Origin of the sequence: Alteromonas sp. W12 (assembly GCF_001924945.1) — a bacterium.
GTDB lineage: Bacteria > Pseudomonadota > Gammaproteobacteria > Enterobacterales > Alteromonadaceae > Alteromonas > Alteromonas macleodii.
The window spans coordinates 1,231,480-1,246,943 of sequence record NZ_LQXH01000001.1 but is presented as its reverse complement, the minus strand read 5'-3'; the positions used below and the strand labels follow the sequence as shown (position 1 = coordinate 1,246,943).

Here is a 15,464-nt window from a genome sequence, read left to right as displayed (position 1 = left end):
TGATGTTTCCTAAAGAAGTGAGTATTGTTGAAGTAGGTCCTCGGGATGGCCTTCAGAATGAAAAGCTGGCCTTAAGCGCCGAACAAAAGATTGAACTTATTCAACTTCTTTCTAAAACTGGCCTTAACCGTATCGAAGCAGGAAGCTTTGTATCACCCAAATGGGTGCCCCAAATGGCAAACTCGGATGCGGTTTTTAAGGCGCTTAGCCCCGAAGACAAGATTCATTATTCTGCATTGACACCCAACCTTAAGGGCTTGGAAGCAGCCATTGAAGCGGGTGCGAAAGAGGTTGCAGTATTCGGTGCTGCCTCTGAATCCTTTTCACAAAAGAACATTAACTGCTCTATAAGCGAGAGCTTAAAGCGTTTCGAGGCTGTGTTTGACCTGGCAAGCGAAAACAAAATCAAAGTGAGGGGCTACGTTTCGTGCGTAATGGGGTGTCCTTATGAAGGTAAAATTTCACCTAGTGCCGTTACACAGGTGAGTAAGGAACTTATTGACATGGGGTGTTACGAAGTATCCCTTGGCGATACTATCGGCGTAGGTACACCAATGTCTACAAAACTTCTATTAGATGACGTCTTAAATGAGGTTGATGTCAGCAAAGTTGCCGCCCATTTCCATGATACTTATGGACAAGCGCTAGTGAATTTATACACTGCCCTTGGATATGGCATCTCTTCCATTGATTCAGCTGTTGCAGGACTTGGAGGCTGCCCGTATGCCAAAGGCGCAAGTGGGAATGTTGCAACGGAAGACGTCCTATATATGTTGAACGGTATGGGTATATCAACAGGTATAGACATGACGAAATTGTTAAAAGCGTCTTCTTACATTTCAGAACTTTTAGGCCGCTCTCCCGTGTCGAAAGCAGCTAATGCGCTTCTAGCGAAATAAAAAACTGATGGGGGATGCGGTAATACGCTCCCTCTAAGAAAGACACCCACCCTAATTGTGAAGTTTCACTTAAAATCACCGTTTATGTAATGGGTGTCTTTATAAGTTTATAGGCACAAACTCATAAATACATTCTTTCACGCTCAGCAAGTTAGCTTTGCATTGGATGTCTCTTCAAATATTCATTACTTTTCAGCGAAAAGTCTTACGTTGGGTGTCTCTTCTAAAACAAAACAAGTCCATCGGTCAGGTCACAACTGAATATTCACAATGCTAAGGTCACACAATGACTAATTACCTTGCATTTATCTAACATGGCTCAAAGCAGAAAATCCCTCATTAGTTTAAAAGACACACCCTACTATCATTGTATATCTCGCTGCGTGCGCCGTAGCTACTTATGCGGGTACGACCGAAACAATAGAGTTAGTTACGAGCATCGAAAATCGTGGGTAGAACAACGGCTGTTATTTTTGAGCCGGGTATTCGCGATAGATATTTGTGCTTACGCTGTTATGAGTAACCATGTCCATATCGTTTTATGCGTGAATAAAGAGGCAGCGCTCTCATGGTCATTACAAACTGTGTTACATCAATGGCATAAAATGCACAAAGGAACCGTACTCACTCAAAAGTTTATGAAGGGCGAAATCTTGAGCGAAAGTGAGTATGAGACAGTTAAAAGTACTGCTGATGTGTACAGAAAAAGGCTCTACGACATAAGCTGGTTTATGAGAAATTTAAACGAGTATATTGCGAGAAAAGCAAACGAAGAGGACGATTGTACTGGCAGATTTTGGGAAGGTCGCTTCCGTTCACAAGCATTGCTAACAGAAAAAGCTCTACTGTCATGTATGGCATATGTTGACTTAAACCCTATACGCGCAAAGGTCGCAACGGACTTACAAGACTCATATCACACAAGCATTAATAAAAGATTGAACACGAGTATTTCACAAAAAAAGACAATAAAAGGGTTAATGCCATTAAAAAGCCACCAACGATGTAGAAACACTCGCGGCTTAGATTTAACGTTGAATGACTATTGCGATCTTCTTAACCAGTCAATCGAACTGTTGCGCGACACCGATTCGACAGCCGCTCAAACGAGACCCATTCAACATGTAAAACCTCTTGGTGTATGCCAACATCATTGGCATCACATTATCAGTGATTTCGAAAACGTGTTTTCAGTCGCGGCAGGAGACGGTTCATCTATGCGGAAGTTCCAAGCAAATACCAAAAGAAAACGAATGGCCAAAATATCTTCGGCAGCGATATGCTTTGACTAAACCATTCTACTTCTCGTCAGGTAAGATAACAGTAGTGATAATTGCCAGTAACAGCATACCCGCCATAATATAAACCACTGAAAAGGTTAAAACAGGGGTTAATGCAGCGTAAAGTGCACCAAATGCTAATAAAATCATACCTATAGCCGTGTTTGAGAAGCCAACCAGCTCTGTTCTTTCATGGCCTTCTTTAACATCTAAACTATATGTTTTCCGTCCGGTTCTTACGCCAGCATGGGATACCGATAACAAGAAAAACAACAGTGCAGAGGTTACAATCGACGTCGTTTGCAACGTAAGCAAACCGATGCATGAAATTATTGCGAGTAACCCTGAAATTTGAAGGGTTAACTTTGCGCTTTTGTCTGCAATCTTGCCCCAAATTATTGATGATAGAAGAGCAGCAGTTGCTTCGGCTCCTATATAAATTGGAAGCAGCTCTTTTACATCTCCATTTTTTTCTATCATAAAATAAGGCGCAACCAAGGCTGAGTGAACGAAAAGCCCTCTTACCAAAATGAATTTGTAAACCGTGGCGTCGAAGTCAATACTAAACGCTTTCTCCTCTTTATCACCCACATCTACCGTCGTTTTAACAGGCCATACACATATAAGGGTCAAAACAAATGATAAAAGACTTCCGCACAAGACTATCAGCAGTACGTTCGAAGAAAGAGAGCCGTCGTAAATTGCCAAAGGTATAGCGATAACAAGGGTCACCATGCCTGAAACGGTAGATGCAATTCCGATTAGATTACCCCGCTCACCTTTCTTAGCTACGTCAGCCTCCATATCTTTCACGGTAAGAGAGCAGGCAGAGCGACCCAGGCTCAGGAAGACAAGGGAAATAAGTATCAAGGTACCCGCCAAGCCCCCTGAAAATGAGATGACCGCGAGCAGCATACAGGAAACTGAAAGCGTTTGTGTGAGCATACCGACACGCCAAACCAAGTGCCGCTTAGTATGTTTTCGAAGATAAATGCTAATAAGTACTTGAGGCAGAAGCGCGCCCGACTCTCTAATTGGAACCAGCCAGCCTATCATCCAAACTGGTGCGCCAATGCTAATAAGAAGTGCGGTCAAGGTTGTTTTAGCAGAGATCAGAAGGTCGGCTAGTTTATTAAGCGAAAGGCCTGTAATAAGTAAATTTTTTTGTTTCATGGAAGGTAAGCATGCACCGCAATTCGATTGAACATATACGGTGCACTTATTCAGTCAGATCAGAAAGTTATATGCCCTACCCAGCATTTTCAGCGAGTATTTTAAGATTTTCTAGGCCCATTTCGAAATCCGGACCAATCATGCTGTCCATCATCAAAGCAAAATATTTGTTTATAGGGTTATTGTCTACCGAGCCTTCATCTCTCCAGGTTACAAGAGAACCATTTTCTGTGGGCTCAATTTCTACGACGCCCGATGAACCCATGTCAAAATCGGGAAAATATAATCGGTACATCACACGTCTGTTATGCTCTAGTTGCGTAATCTCCATTTCTCCATTTCCCTCGGTTTCACTTAACCACTCGGAACGCATCCCAATAGCCCTATCAGGCCCTGAATAATCAAGTTTCATATCAGGGTCACGCTTGAACCATACGCCCCATTTCTTCCACTCTTTCAAATCAACGACATAGGGATATATTTCTGATGGCTGAGCATCAATATTAATTGTTCTTTCAACGCTGTAATCTTTAGGAATAAAAAAGCTTGTTGCGACAAATAATACGATAACAACACCTACGACCATTAAGAGTTTTTTTAACGCTCCCATCTGAGACTCCATAAAAGAATTGACCCTTCAAATATAACATTTAATTAACATTTGTCACTTAAAGATCTTTCTTGCTCATTTTACTGTTAGATAGACACCCATTCCGTCATGTTTAACGCAGTTGAAAGCAAATTTATACTCAAAATAACTATTATGAGCCTTCTCTTTCGCGTTACCGAGAAAGGACACTCAGCAATAAAACCTTATGATGCATGAAGTAACCACTTCGTTTATCGAGCAAAGTGTAGACTAACTTTCTACAGTTTAAAAATGGGTGTCTACACAGTGACTTGCTTTGATCGAGGGTCTTTTCTGGATGCGCATGATGAAATTGAATTGTGTGTCTCGCTAACTTTTTCATCGTCAAATTTACTAAGTAACTAACTCATAGTAGCGATGGGTGTCATGCTAATACTTTAATTCTAGAAGCCTATTCCAGCTTAATAATAAGAGATAAGGGTGGGTGTCTCTGTAAGGGCGAGAGCCCCCCAACCTACAATTTTTTAAAAACATTTACCATTTCATCACAAAGCATGAAAATCGCGCTGTCATTCTAAATTATCTTGTGTAATATGGATTTAGGTTATCAAGAAAGCCTGTTCAATCAGGCCTATCATGCATAGCGCAGTCAATCGCAACACTTCGTTTTCTTTTTATATTTCTATCGATACACAGTTGTCGCTTTATTACAGGAGTTTATAGGAAATGGCAGATCAAAGTTCTCGTTACATCAGTAACCTTACTCGCGATACATATGCGCTCATCCTCGCGGGTGGTAAAGGTTCTAGACTACACGAGCTCACTAATTGGCGAGCCAAACCGGCACTTTATTTCGGCGGTAAATTTAGAATTATCGATTTCCCGCTATCAAATTGTGTTAATTCAGGTATCCGTCGAATAGGCGTGGTTACCCAATACAAGTCGCATTCTCTTATTCGTCACTTGGTTCGCGGTTGGGGTCATTTCAAAAAAGAACTTGGCGAATCTGTAGAAATCCTACCCGCTTCTCAACGTTTCTCCGACAGTTGGTATGAAGGAACCGCAGACGCGGTCTTCCAAAACATAGATATCATTCGTGATGAGCTTCCAAAATATGTCATGATCCTTTCAGGCGACCACATCTACCGTATGGACTACGGTGATATGTTGGCCAAGCACAAAGAGTCTGGTGCAAAAATGACGGTTTCATGTATGTCAGTGCCCTTGGAAGAAGCCGCGGGTGCGTTTGGCGTTATGTCGGTTGATGAAAACTATCGTATTAACGGATTTGAAGAGAAGCCAGCTAACCCGACTCCACTTCCAAATGACCCAACGCGCTGCTTAGCATCTATGGGCAATTACGTGTTTGATACAGAGTTTTTATTCGAGCAATTACGTGTTGATGCTGAAAATATGGGCTCGCAGCGAGATTTCGGTAAAGACATCATTCCATCAATCATCGCCGACCACCCTGTATACGCTTATCCTTTTGAGAAAAGTGGCGGAGACAACGCCTATTGGCGCGATGTAGGTACTATCGATTCATTTTGGGAAGCCAATATGGAAATGGTTGCTCCTGTACCTCAATTGAACCTGTACGATAGAAAATGGCCCATATGGACATACCAAGAGCAACTGCCACCAGCAAAATTTGTTTGGGAAGACCACGACAGACGTGGAGAAGCGATTAACTCCGTAGTTTCTGGGGGTTGTATAATTTCAGGCTCTACACTTCGTTCATCTATTTGCTTTTCCAATGTACGCGTACATTCCTATGGCCTTATTGAAGACGCCGTAATTCTTCCTGATGTGGAAATTAAACGCCATTGCAAGCTGAAAAAGGTGATTATCGATCGAGGTTGTGTCATTCCTGAAGGAACTACAATTGGTTACGATCACGAGCAAGACAAGGCACGTGGGTTCCGCGTATCTGAAAAAGGCGTGGTACTGGTGACGCGAGAAATGTTAGGTCAACCCGTGGGTGGACTAAGCAAGCCTAGAAAGCACGACTAACTCATTTATCCTAATGTTATGGCGAGATTGATTTTGGCGTTAAAACGCTTAAATCAATCTCCGTAATATTTAATTCGCCTCATTACTCCACTGCGTTAAAGTACGCTCAATAAAGCTCGCTACCTGCTCAGGGTGTTCTAGTGGAAACATATGGCCACCATCGAGCACGCTATGCTCAATAGCATTATGCTTCAGAAGCCGCGAGTACATTTCTGGCTTACACACGTTACTTTTGCTTCCAGTCGCCAATACGGCCGGACACTTAAGCTTTCCTTTATATTTACCCAAATTGTGCGGAACATTGCGAAACAAATCTGCTTCTACTTCTGCACGAAATGTGAGTGAAATATTGTCCCCCTTCAAGGCGGTTACAGATTTCACATAGTCGCGCACGCATCGTTTATCCATATCCCTAAACAATGCTTTGCTGTGAAAGTACGCCACCATATCAGTATTGCTTGGCCAACTGGTATTGCGTGTTTGCGCGAGTTTCGCTGGCGTTAGCTTGTTAATTAACGGCGTGTGTTTCGCGAATTTAAAAAAGTAACTTAACGGGCCGACAACAAGTGGCGGATCGAATAAAATAATGCCTCTGAACAGCTCTGGCGCTTCGCAAGCCGCCATGTAGGTAATTACAGCACCAAATGAATGCCCAATACCATACACGCCTCGCGGATCCTTGTTCTCTTTTTTTATATGCTTGATAAGTTCTTGAACTTGATTGCGCCAGTTACCATTCACAGGAAGCTGAGGATCGTGTCCGAAGCGCTCAACATGAAGACGGTGAAAGTGATCAGGTAACGCTGAAAACATCGCATTATAACTACCTGCCGGAAATCCATTTGCATGGGCAAAATGAAAACTCAACTCTGACGATGTCACCAATACACTCCTTTATACTTAAACAACAAAGGGGCTTTAAATCAGCCCCTTAGCATGAAAGTTCGATAATACTATAAGCCTCTGGCTTCTGCCATTTCCCAATCTTTTACAATCTTCGTGCTCGTCCATAAGAACACGGCAATAGAAAGCGCGTAAGGAACTACTAAGTAGATGAGTGCCTGTCTCAATGCCTCCGTCTCGCCTAAAGATGGCACCAATGCTTGGCTAATAATACCCGTCAGCGTTGGGCCACCGCCCAGAGCAATGATGTTCAATACAAAGAAGAACAACGCTGTCGACATAGCTCTTACGTTTATTGGAGCTAGTGTCTGTGCCATCGCAAAACTTGGGCCTAGGTATGAACCACTGGTGAATAACAACAGCGCCATGAGCCCTACTGATAACCACAAATCTTGCACCTGTAACGATGCATAAAATGCCGGCACACCAATAATAAGTGCGATAGCGGGCAATAACGCATAAGCTTTTTTATTGTGCTTACCCCATCTATCAGCAATATAGCCTCCTAGCCATACACCGAGCGCATAGGCGGTGCCATTGATAATGCCAAAAACGATTAGCAACTGTGTAATATCTAAACCCGCAAAGGCGCGAACGTAGTAATCAATTACCCATGTCGATATGGCATAGTTACCGAATGATCCAAAGGAAATACCCAGTGCCATTCCCCACCACGTCGGAATTTTCAATAGCATCTTGAGGGACGACTTTACACTCGGCTTATTCGCATCATCTGCGCTTGGTAAAGAGACCGTTCTGGCAGGTTCCTTGACCGTGAGCTTAAGCAAAATAGCCAGTAACACCCCTGGAATACCCACGCTGTACATTACCGTTCGCCAGTCGGCAGAACCGCCCTGTAAAAAGAACGCTGATGCAAAAAACGCAAGCATGACGCCAAAAGGAATACCTAAAGAGTATATTGCGAGCGCGCCCGCGCGTTTTTCTTTAGGGAATAAGTCAGAAATAATACTGTGGGACGGTGGACTACCACCCGCTTCACCAATGCCGACACCAATACGTGCTATGGCAAGCTGCATGTAATTGGCAGCTAACCCAGATGCAGCGGTAAATCCACTCCAAAGCGTTAGAGAGATCGCAATGATATTAACGCGGCTGTATCTGTCGGCAAGCCATGCAATTGGGATCCCCATCACGGTATAAAGTAGCGCAAAGTAGATGCCTTTAAGCCACCCAAGTTGGGCGTCATCTAACCCCAAATCGGCTTTGATAAAAGGAGATAAAATCCCAATGATTTGCCTGTCTATAAAGTTAAAGGCATACACCAAGGTTAATATGAATAGAACGTAATTCCGGTAACTTCTAGATGCTCCTGCTTCTGCAGCGGGAATACCTTCAACGTGAGTATGGGCCATAACAGTCCTTTTGAGTGACAATAGCTCAGTCTATGCATTAGGCAAAAAAATAAACAACTAATTGTTACTTATTTGTTAACATAACGAAAATTTCTAACTGAGGCTTTTCGTTCTATAGCGCTTAAGGTACGATGACAAACACTTAACTCATCAGACCAGACAAGCAAATATGACAGTAGATGAATTGCTCAATATTCCTCAATTATCTCAAACTTCGGAAAACACATGGAAAGTTGATGGACTAGTTATTCCTCAGACGTGGGGACAGGGACGAACTGCGTTTGGAGGAATTTCTGCCGGTATGCTTTACACCGCAGTAAAGCAGCAAGTCACTGATAACCGCGTGCTGCGCTCTTTTACCACTAACTTTGTTGGTCCCCTATCTCTTGAAATGCCTTTTTCTATCGAAGTAACGCTACTTAGAACAGGGAAAAATGTCTCTCAGTTCACTGCTCATGCTATTCAAGACGGCAAAAGCTGTGTTTTTTCGCAAGCCTGTTTTGGTGTTGCGCGTCAGTCAGGTATTCAAGTTGAGAATACAGATACACACGACATGCCTCAGCCGAATAAAGCAAAGTTCATCCCGCAAATACCTAAAGTTACGCCTAAATTCTTACGCTATTTTGATTTGGCAATTGAAGATGGCGGCATTCCATTTACGCGCAGAAAAACCAGCCATTATCACGGCTTTATGCGCTTCAAGCAGCCCCCCGAAGCCATCACTGATGCACATATCATTACTATGATCGACGCATGGCCACCTACACTTTTACAAATGATGAAGCTTCCGGCACCAGCCAGTACAGTAAGTTGGAACTTGGAATTTATCCATCCTCACAAGCCGGTAAGCCCGACAGACTGGTTTGCTTATAAAGCTCACACAAGACAAGCTGCAGATGGTTATGGCCATACTGAAGCGACGATTTGGGATAAGGATAATGAAGTGATTGCCATCAGTAGGCAAACCGTAGCGATTTTCGACTGATCGCTACGGCATTTCGAAAAGCACGTTGAAAACGTTACGTTAATACAGCATAAACGCGTTAGGGTTAAACAGGGAAATTACCGAAATACACTGCAGGTTGGTTATATCTAGCGCGTCTTCTAAATCTTCGCGATTAAGCGACAATGCCTCATGCAATTCTGGCTTTAAGTTGTGATAACTCGGGTAGATCTCAGGGTTAACGTTATCGAGTGCCAACACATACGAGAGTTGTAGAATCTTCTCATCTGTAGAAGCAGACTCCTCCTCTTCTTTGTGGATACTGGCAATTGGCGTATAAATAGAGCTTGGAATATCCCACTTTTCAATTAATCTTGCCGATAATTCCGCATACGTGAACCCTAGCACTCCAAATTGAAGTTCAGCAGGACTTACTCTGGTGTTGAATGCCTGACAACGGGTTGCCGACTCAGGCAAAACCGAAACGGTTACCAGCTCGCCTATGTTGTGAAGCAGCCCCGAAACAAAGAGTCGCTCAGGCTCACGAATATTGCGCATATCCGCAAAGTACTTTGCCAGAAGACCGCACGAAACACTTTGCTCCCAAAACTTGTCGAGATCGATACGTTGACCGTCTACATCACTGAATGCTTGGCTTACGCCATAAGCCAGTGCCAAGTCGTAAGTGGAGCGGGTCCCCACTACCTGGATGGCTCTTGTGACGGTGTCTATTTTATTAGGAAAACGATAGAGCGCTGAGTTTGCTACTCTTAGCAATTGCGTTGCCAATGACGGATCGAAAGCAATAATATCGCCGATGTCGTCAATGCTTGAAGCTTCATCATCCATACAAGCTTTAAGTCGAGTTACCGAATCAGGTAAAACAAAGAGGTTTTCCGCTTTCGAAACTAATTCATCTAAATTCATTCGTGCACTCTCTTTCATGCCGCCTTTGTCAATATAGCGTTGAAGGCACCTCCATTCGCCTTGTGTCCATTAAGGTATAGGCACAAAAATGTAGTTGGTCAATAAGTATCAACTAGTAAAAAAGTATGATTTCTTTACTAATCATTAAGTTAACCTGAATCCTTCATAAGCCGTGATACCGCGGGGCTCATTTTCAATTTGAAAATCTTGCTTTACGCTGAACATCAACAATCCACGCAACGCCGCTGATACGCACTACACTCGTGTATTCAGCGCATCTCTGGAAGGCCTGTATTATAGCTTTTTGCCCCTTTTTACATACAAATAATTCTAATACACAGAAAAACTTAGGGTAATTACCTATAAGAATTAGTTTTTCTAAGGAACACTTGCTTTTGTAATGACCAATTCAAATTTATGGTAGTATTTGCATACTATTCACTATGCCCTTGATGGCATAATTCTTAAAGCAAAAGTTGTAATCCATCCATGTTAAATGTCGTTGTTATCGGTTATGTGTGGCCTGAGCCAAATTCTTCGGCCGCGGGCCAAAATATGTTAGCTATTATTAAGCGTTGCTTATCTGCCGATTTCAATGTGACATTTCTGACCGCTGCCACCGATAGCGACCATAAAGAAGACCTTACAGCATTAGGCATTGATGTGCATTCTGTGGCATTGAATTGTAGTTCTTTTAATAGCCAAATAGCGGATATAAAGCCTGACGTTGTTATATTCGACCGCTACATGACAGAAGAGCAATTTTCTTGGCGAGTAAAAGAAGCGTGCCCAGATGCACTTCGAGTTTTAAACACTGAAGATTTGCACAGCCTGCGTCAGGCTAGGCACGAAGCGGTAAAACAGGACAATGATGCTCGCCTTGCTCAGTTAAACAGCGAATTGGCGCAAAGAGAAGTTGCAGCAATACTAAGAAGCGACCTTACATTAGTAATTTCAAAACGAGAAATGGCGCTTTTGACGGAACATTACGGTGTACCTAGAGCGCAGCTCCAATACCACCCTCTTGTTGTAGGAAAAACGCCCCTCGTCACGCTTCCTTTTGAGGAAAGAGCGCACTTTGTTCATATTGGAAACTTTCGCCATGCGCCTAATTGGGACGCGGTCCTGCAACTTAAGCAAAGCATATGGCCTGAGATAAGAAAAGCGCTACCCAAAGCAGAATTGCACATATACGGCGCTTACCCGCCTAAAAAGGCCACCCAACTGCACAATGAAAAACAAGGCTTTTTGGTAAAAGGTTGGGCCGAAAATGTGGAGTCTATAATGTTGAGTGCAAAGGCGCTGATCGCTCCTTTACGATTTGGCGCAGGCATTAAAGGCAAACTAATTGATGCGATGCGCTGCGCTACTCCTAGTATCACCACGTGGATAGGCGCAGAAGGTATCACCTCAACCGGTTCAATCACTGCTAATAGCAATATACAGGAAATCGATGATCCAAAGCAGCTAGCGCAATGGCCTGGTGCGCTTTGTAGCGCGAATACAACTGACGCAGCGGTTATTCAAGACTACGTCAGACAAGCTGTGGCACTTCACAATGATAAGTCTACGTGGGATAGCGCTAGTAACTTAACGGCGACAATACTTAGCTCATTTGAAAGCGAACAGCCAGAAGTGCCGTTAATTGAAAGAATCATTGGTTTAAAACAGTCGCTTAACACGCATAGAAACGGTTTATTTATGCAAAGCTTGTTGTGGCATCAAACACTGACAGCGAGCAAGTACATGAGCCAGTGGATTGAAGCAAAAAACAAATAACGGCAGCCACTAGTTTAGCGGCTAGATGCTCTTTAATTTAGCTATTACAGATTTAATCCCGTTTCCACGGGACTGACTTAAGTAGCGTTCCAGCTGACAGCGAGACAAATATCTCTCAAAGTCGAATTCACTGCGCTGCTGCGGGGTTAACTCGTTTGCTTTTTCTAACAATACTGCAAGCACGCCGCGAATCACTTTGCTAGGCGAGTAAGCCATCAAACTGCCTTGTTCGTCAGAAGTGGCGAGCCATACCGGGCTTTCACACCCTTCTACTTCTGTTTCAGCCAAACGTTTTTCCGCTGGAAGCGGGACAAGCGATTTACCCGCAAGCATCAGTGTACGAGTAAAATCGTCCCACCCTTTCGCGTTAGCCAAAGATGAAGCCAGAGGAAGCAAAGTTTCGAGAGAACTCATGATCTCTATACCTTGCTTAATTTCCGCTAAGCTCTGAGGCTAAGTCATCTGCAGTCATAACTAGGTTTTCAACATCACTCGTGGTGGGGAACATTACTAGCTCAACGCCATTCTTATCAAGGCCTGGCAACCAAGTTTGCATAAACTCATCGAGCGTAATATTCACGCATTGGCCTTCAATTTCGTTTATATCTACAAACTTTTGAGCTAAATCGTGATGCGGGAATACTGGTAGCTGAACGCTTTCACCACCTTCAAACATCACAAAACCTTCACTACCTTGCACCATCCAAATTTCATTTGCTTTTGCAATATAGCTCACTACAAGCTCTTGTCGGTCTTCTGCACTTAGCTTCATCGCTTGCTCGATAACCGCATCACTCAATTTGTCTGCAACTGTTTCTGGAAACACGTTATTTCACCTATCTCAAATTTTGCGGCAAGTATACCTGCCCCAGTAATAGGCGCAATGCAATAAGCGTTAAAAAAGCCCCCTCGGCTAACACACTTACAAAGACACCCATCCATAGCTCTTCTTCATCATCAAAAACATTATTAAGAAGACACCCAAGTTTACCCCTAAATTTACGGGAATCATCTCCCGACTTTCACTCAATCAGCCATTACATTATTAACATTGACATTTTTCGCCCGTTACGAAGACACCCATGATAAAGTTAGAGCAAATCATCCAACGCTGTGAAAGCTTAAACGCAAAGACCTTTACCTCATGCGCAATCTATTTACTGCTCTTAAGCAAGACACCCATGCCAACCACGCTATCTTGGAAAATACCTTTCCCTTCTCGATGTACCACAAAGATAGTGAGTTTAACCATGAGGCCTATCTTGCCATCCTTAACATCATGAGGGTGTTTCACCAAACAACAGCAGAAACCGTAAAACAGGCTGCACTCCAGACCCCTTCCCTTAGCCGCATCGCGTCAATGCTCAATAGCGAAGTTGTTCTACTAGCGCTTAATAATGACACCCACGCGTTGTCGTCCGCAACACTGTCTGCTCAACAACGTTACAATGACACCCATGCCAAGCTCGAACCTACTACAAGAGTAAAAAACAAAGATGAGCCAGTCTTAAACGCCCAGGCTATCGCACAGTTAATTCCTTGCTCTAATTCAACCACCAGCCAGGCTATCGCAGCCATCTATGTATGGTTGGGCTCATCAATGGGCGCCAACATTATTGTTAGGCGGTTAGAAGCCATGACGTTAGATATTCCTACCGAGTATTATCAAGCGATGGCAGGATGTGCCAAAGCATGGGTGTCTTTCAAACAAGAAGTAGAAACACTCTTACCCGAGCTCGGCCTAGATAATGAAAGCTTTGTTAAGAACGCTGTGCAAGACGCAAATGCTTGGTTTGAGTTTTTGATTTCACTCGGCAAACGCACGGCACCAAATGCCACTCCCTACCATGAGGCAAGCGTGTGATTAATGGATGACTAAATTTATGCTAATGACGAGCTTTTATACACAGCGATTTCACCATTAGCTATAAATAAACTTAATCTAGCCAATCGACTGAATGCATTAATATAGTGGCAAAACGTCGTTAAGCGGCCGTGCAGTTTCTGGTAAACTCTAGCCAAATTCGAAGCAACCACTAAAAAAGCATGAAAGTAATCTCATTTAATATAAACGGTATTCGCGCTCGTCTACATCAACTTCAGGCGGTTATCGACGCACACCAACCCGATATTATTGGCTTACAGGAAATTAAAGTTCACAACGAACAGTTTCCGGTAGAAGCCGTTGAGGCCATGGGCTATCACGTTTATTTCCACGGACAAAAGAGCCATTACGGCGTTGCTTTTTTGGCGAAGAAAGAGCCGCTTTCTGTGTCAATGGGTTTCCCAACAGATGACGAAGACGCCCAACGTCGCATGATTATTTTAAAAACCACCGATGATGCTGGCGAGCCCGTTACCGTTCTAAATGGTTACTTCCCTCAGGGCGAAAACGAAAAGCATGAAACCAAGTACCCAGCTAAGCGTAAGTTCTACAAAGACTTAATGACTTATTTAGATGATAACCACACACCAGATGACAACGTAATTGTTATGGGCGATGTCAACATCTCTCATACAGACTTGGACATTGGCATTGGTGAAGATAACCGCAAACGTTGGCTGAAAACTGGAAAATGCAGCTTCTTGCCGGAAGAGCGTGAGTGGTTGAACACAGTAATTGACTGGGGCTTTGAAGATAGTTTTCGAACACTCAACCCAGAGACAAACGACAAGTTTTCATGGTTCGATTACCGCTCAAAAGGATTCAACGATAATCGTGGCCTTCGCATAGATTTGATTTTGGCAACAAAACCGCTTCATGCAAAACTACATGACGCCGGTATTGATTATGAGCTGAGAGGCATCGAAAAGCCGTCTGATCATGCGCCTATTTGGGCTGAGTATAAAGGGTAAACAGTACTAAATACTGCTCCCCGCCATTAACTAAGGAGTAAAAGTGAGTTCACTACAACTGCTAGCATTGCTGATTTACGGTGTATTATTACTCGGTGCGGTCAGGCATGTGGACTTTACTCATTTTGCGAGTAACAAGCAGCAGCAACACCTTATTTTTGGTACTGCTGCTTCGCTTTTCGTTCTCTGGTTGTTTAAAGCAGGCATCTTCGAGGGCCTAGATGTTCATTTTCTAGGCCTTTCAGTTTTGACATTAATGCTCGGCTTTAGAAACGCTATTATTGCATCGTTTATCGCGCTATTAGGCGCAAACGCAGTCGGCTACGGAAGTTGGGAAAACTTTGGCGTTAACGGGCTACTCGGCACCGTTGTACCTATTGGCATAACCTATCTATTTTATATGCTTTCTTTTCACCGTATCCCTCGACAACTTTTCGTGTACATTTTTGTTTGTGCCTTTTTCCCTGCCGCTCTTTCTATTGCATTAAAGACGCTAACGCTCGGCGCATTTTATTACATTGAAGGTACATATACTTGGGACATCATTTTTGACAACTACGTTTTGCTTATACCACTTTTGGTCTTTCCTGAAGCTCTGTTAAACGGTATGGCGATAACGCTTTTAGTGATCTACCAGCCAACGTGGGTTTATACCTTTCACGACAAGTTTTACCTCGATAATTAAGTTCTCTTCAACACAATTACTGTAACTCGTGTAACTCTTCAACT

15 protein-coding genes are annotated in these 15,464 nt (G+C 43.3%); 8 read left to right on the top strand and 7 right to left on the bottom strand.

Annotated features, from left to right (window positions below; genetic code table 11):
* The first annotated feature begins 2 nt into the window (after positions 1–2).
* Together AWH61_RS05290 and AWH61_RS05285 are read left to right on the top strand one after the other, a co-directional pair.
* On the top strand, positions 3–899 hold the full coding sequence (locus AWH61_RS05290; RefSeq protein WP_083605858.1) for a hydroxymethylglutaryl-CoA lyase: 897 nt from the start codon (positions 3–5) through the stop codon (positions 897–899).
* A gap of 314 nt (positions 900–1,213) precedes the next feature.
* Positions 1,214–2,191, top strand: coding sequence for a transposase (locus AWH61_RS05285; RefSeq protein ID WP_075176388.1), 978 nt, complete (start codon positions 1,214–1,216; stop codon positions 2,189–2,191).
* 6 nt (positions 2,192–2,197) lie between these two features.
* Here AWH61_RS05285 and AWH61_RS05280 read toward each other — a convergent pair whose 3' ends face one another.
* Positions 2,198–3,352, bottom strand: coding sequence for an MFS transporter (locus AWH61_RS05280; protein WP_075176387.1), 1,155 nt, complete (start codon positions 3,350–3,352; stop codon positions 2,198–2,200).
* A gap of 76 nt (positions 3,353–3,428) precedes the next feature.
* Complete coding sequence (locus AWH61_RS05275; RefSeq protein WP_014976267.1) at positions 3,429–3,962, bottom strand: SRPBCC family protein; 534 nt, start codon at positions 3,960–3,962, stop codon at positions 3,429–3,431.
* A gap of 705 nt (positions 3,963–4,667) precedes the next feature.
* Between AWH61_RS05275 and glgC the strand changes: the two genes are divergently transcribed.
* Positions 4,668–5,954 carry a glucose-1-phosphate adenylyltransferase gene (gene glgC / locus AWH61_RS05270; protein WP_014976266.1) on the top strand — a complete coding sequence of 429 codons (1,287 nt, stop codon included), beginning with the start codon at positions 4,668–4,670 and terminating at the stop codon, positions 5,952–5,954.
* 69 nt (positions 5,955–6,023) lie between these two features.
* On the opposite strand, the gene AWH61_RS05265 is transcribed toward glgC, so the two are convergent.
* Both AWH61_RS05265 and AWH61_RS05260 read right to left on the bottom strand, forming a co-directional pair.
* Positions 6,024–6,836 (bottom strand): alpha/beta fold hydrolase, encoded by an 813-nt coding sequence (locus tag AWH61_RS05265; protein ID WP_014976265.1) that lies wholly within the window; start codon positions 6,834–6,836, stop codon positions 6,024–6,026.
* Positions 6,837–6,907: 71 nt separating this feature from the next.
* A complete protein-coding gene (locus AWH61_RS05260) occupies positions 6,908–8,230 on the bottom strand; it encodes a spinster family MFS transporter (protein WP_014949150.1) in 1,323 nt (440 codons plus the stop codon).
* A 169-nt stretch (positions 8,231–8,399) separates the two neighbouring features.
* Here AWH61_RS05260 and AWH61_RS05255 point away from each other — a divergent pair, with 169 nt between their 5' ends.
* Positions 8,400–9,215 (top strand): acyl-CoA thioesterase, encoded by an 816-nt coding sequence (locus tag AWH61_RS05255; protein WP_075176386.1) that lies wholly within the window; start codon positions 8,400–8,402, stop codon positions 9,213–9,215.
* Between the two features lie 39 nt (positions 9,216–9,254).
* Here AWH61_RS05255 and AWH61_RS05250 read toward each other — a convergent pair whose 3' ends face one another.
* The gene (locus AWH61_RS05250; RefSeq protein WP_014976262.1) at positions 9,255–10,100 is read right to left on the bottom strand and encodes an HDOD domain-containing protein; all 846 of its coding nucleotides are present in this window, start codon (positions 10,098–10,100) and stop codon (positions 9,255–9,257) included.
* A gap of 489 nt (positions 10,101–10,589) precedes the next feature.
* On the opposite strand from AWH61_RS05250, the gene AWH61_RS05245 reads away from it, so the two are divergent.
* A complete protein-coding gene (locus AWH61_RS05245) occupies positions 10,590–11,879 on the top strand; it encodes a glycosyltransferase (protein WP_075176385.1) in 1,290 nt (429 codons plus the stop codon).
* A gap of 21 nt (positions 11,880–11,900) precedes the next feature.
* Here AWH61_RS05245 and AWH61_RS05240 read toward each other — a convergent pair whose 3' ends face one another.
* Together AWH61_RS05240 and AWH61_RS05235 are read right to left on the bottom strand one after the other, a co-directional pair.
* Complete coding sequence (locus AWH61_RS05240; RefSeq protein ID WP_075176384.1) at positions 11,901–12,293, bottom strand: SufE family protein; 393 nt, start codon at positions 12,291–12,293, stop codon at positions 11,901–11,903.
* A gap of 16 nt (positions 12,294–12,309) precedes the next feature.
* Entirely contained in the window at positions 12,310–12,705 is a 396-nt protein-coding gene (locus AWH61_RS05235) for a DUF2750 domain-containing protein (RefSeq protein WP_039227089.1), read from the bottom strand.
* A 318-nt stretch (positions 12,706–13,023) separates the two neighbouring features.
* Between AWH61_RS05235 and AWH61_RS05230 the strand changes: the two genes are divergently transcribed.
* From AWH61_RS05230 to AWH61_RS05220, 3 genes are all read left to right on the top strand, one after another.
* Positions 13,024–13,743 (top strand): heme oxygenase-like domain-containing protein, encoded by a 720-nt coding sequence (locus AWH61_RS05230; protein ID WP_075176383.1) that lies wholly within the window; start codon positions 13,024–13,026, stop codon positions 13,741–13,743.
* Positions 13,744–13,925: 182 nt separating this feature from the next.
* Positions 13,926–14,735 (top strand): exodeoxyribonuclease III, encoded by an 810-nt coding sequence (gene xthA / locus AWH61_RS05225; RefSeq protein ID WP_014949143.1) that lies wholly within the window; start codon positions 13,926–13,928, stop codon positions 14,733–14,735.
* A gap of 43 nt (positions 14,736–14,778) precedes the next feature.
* Entirely contained in the window at positions 14,779–15,420 is a 642-nt protein-coding gene (locus AWH61_RS05220; RefSeq protein ID WP_014949142.1) for an energy-coupling factor ABC transporter permease, read from the top strand.
* Positions 15,421–15,464: the final 44 nt, after the last annotated feature.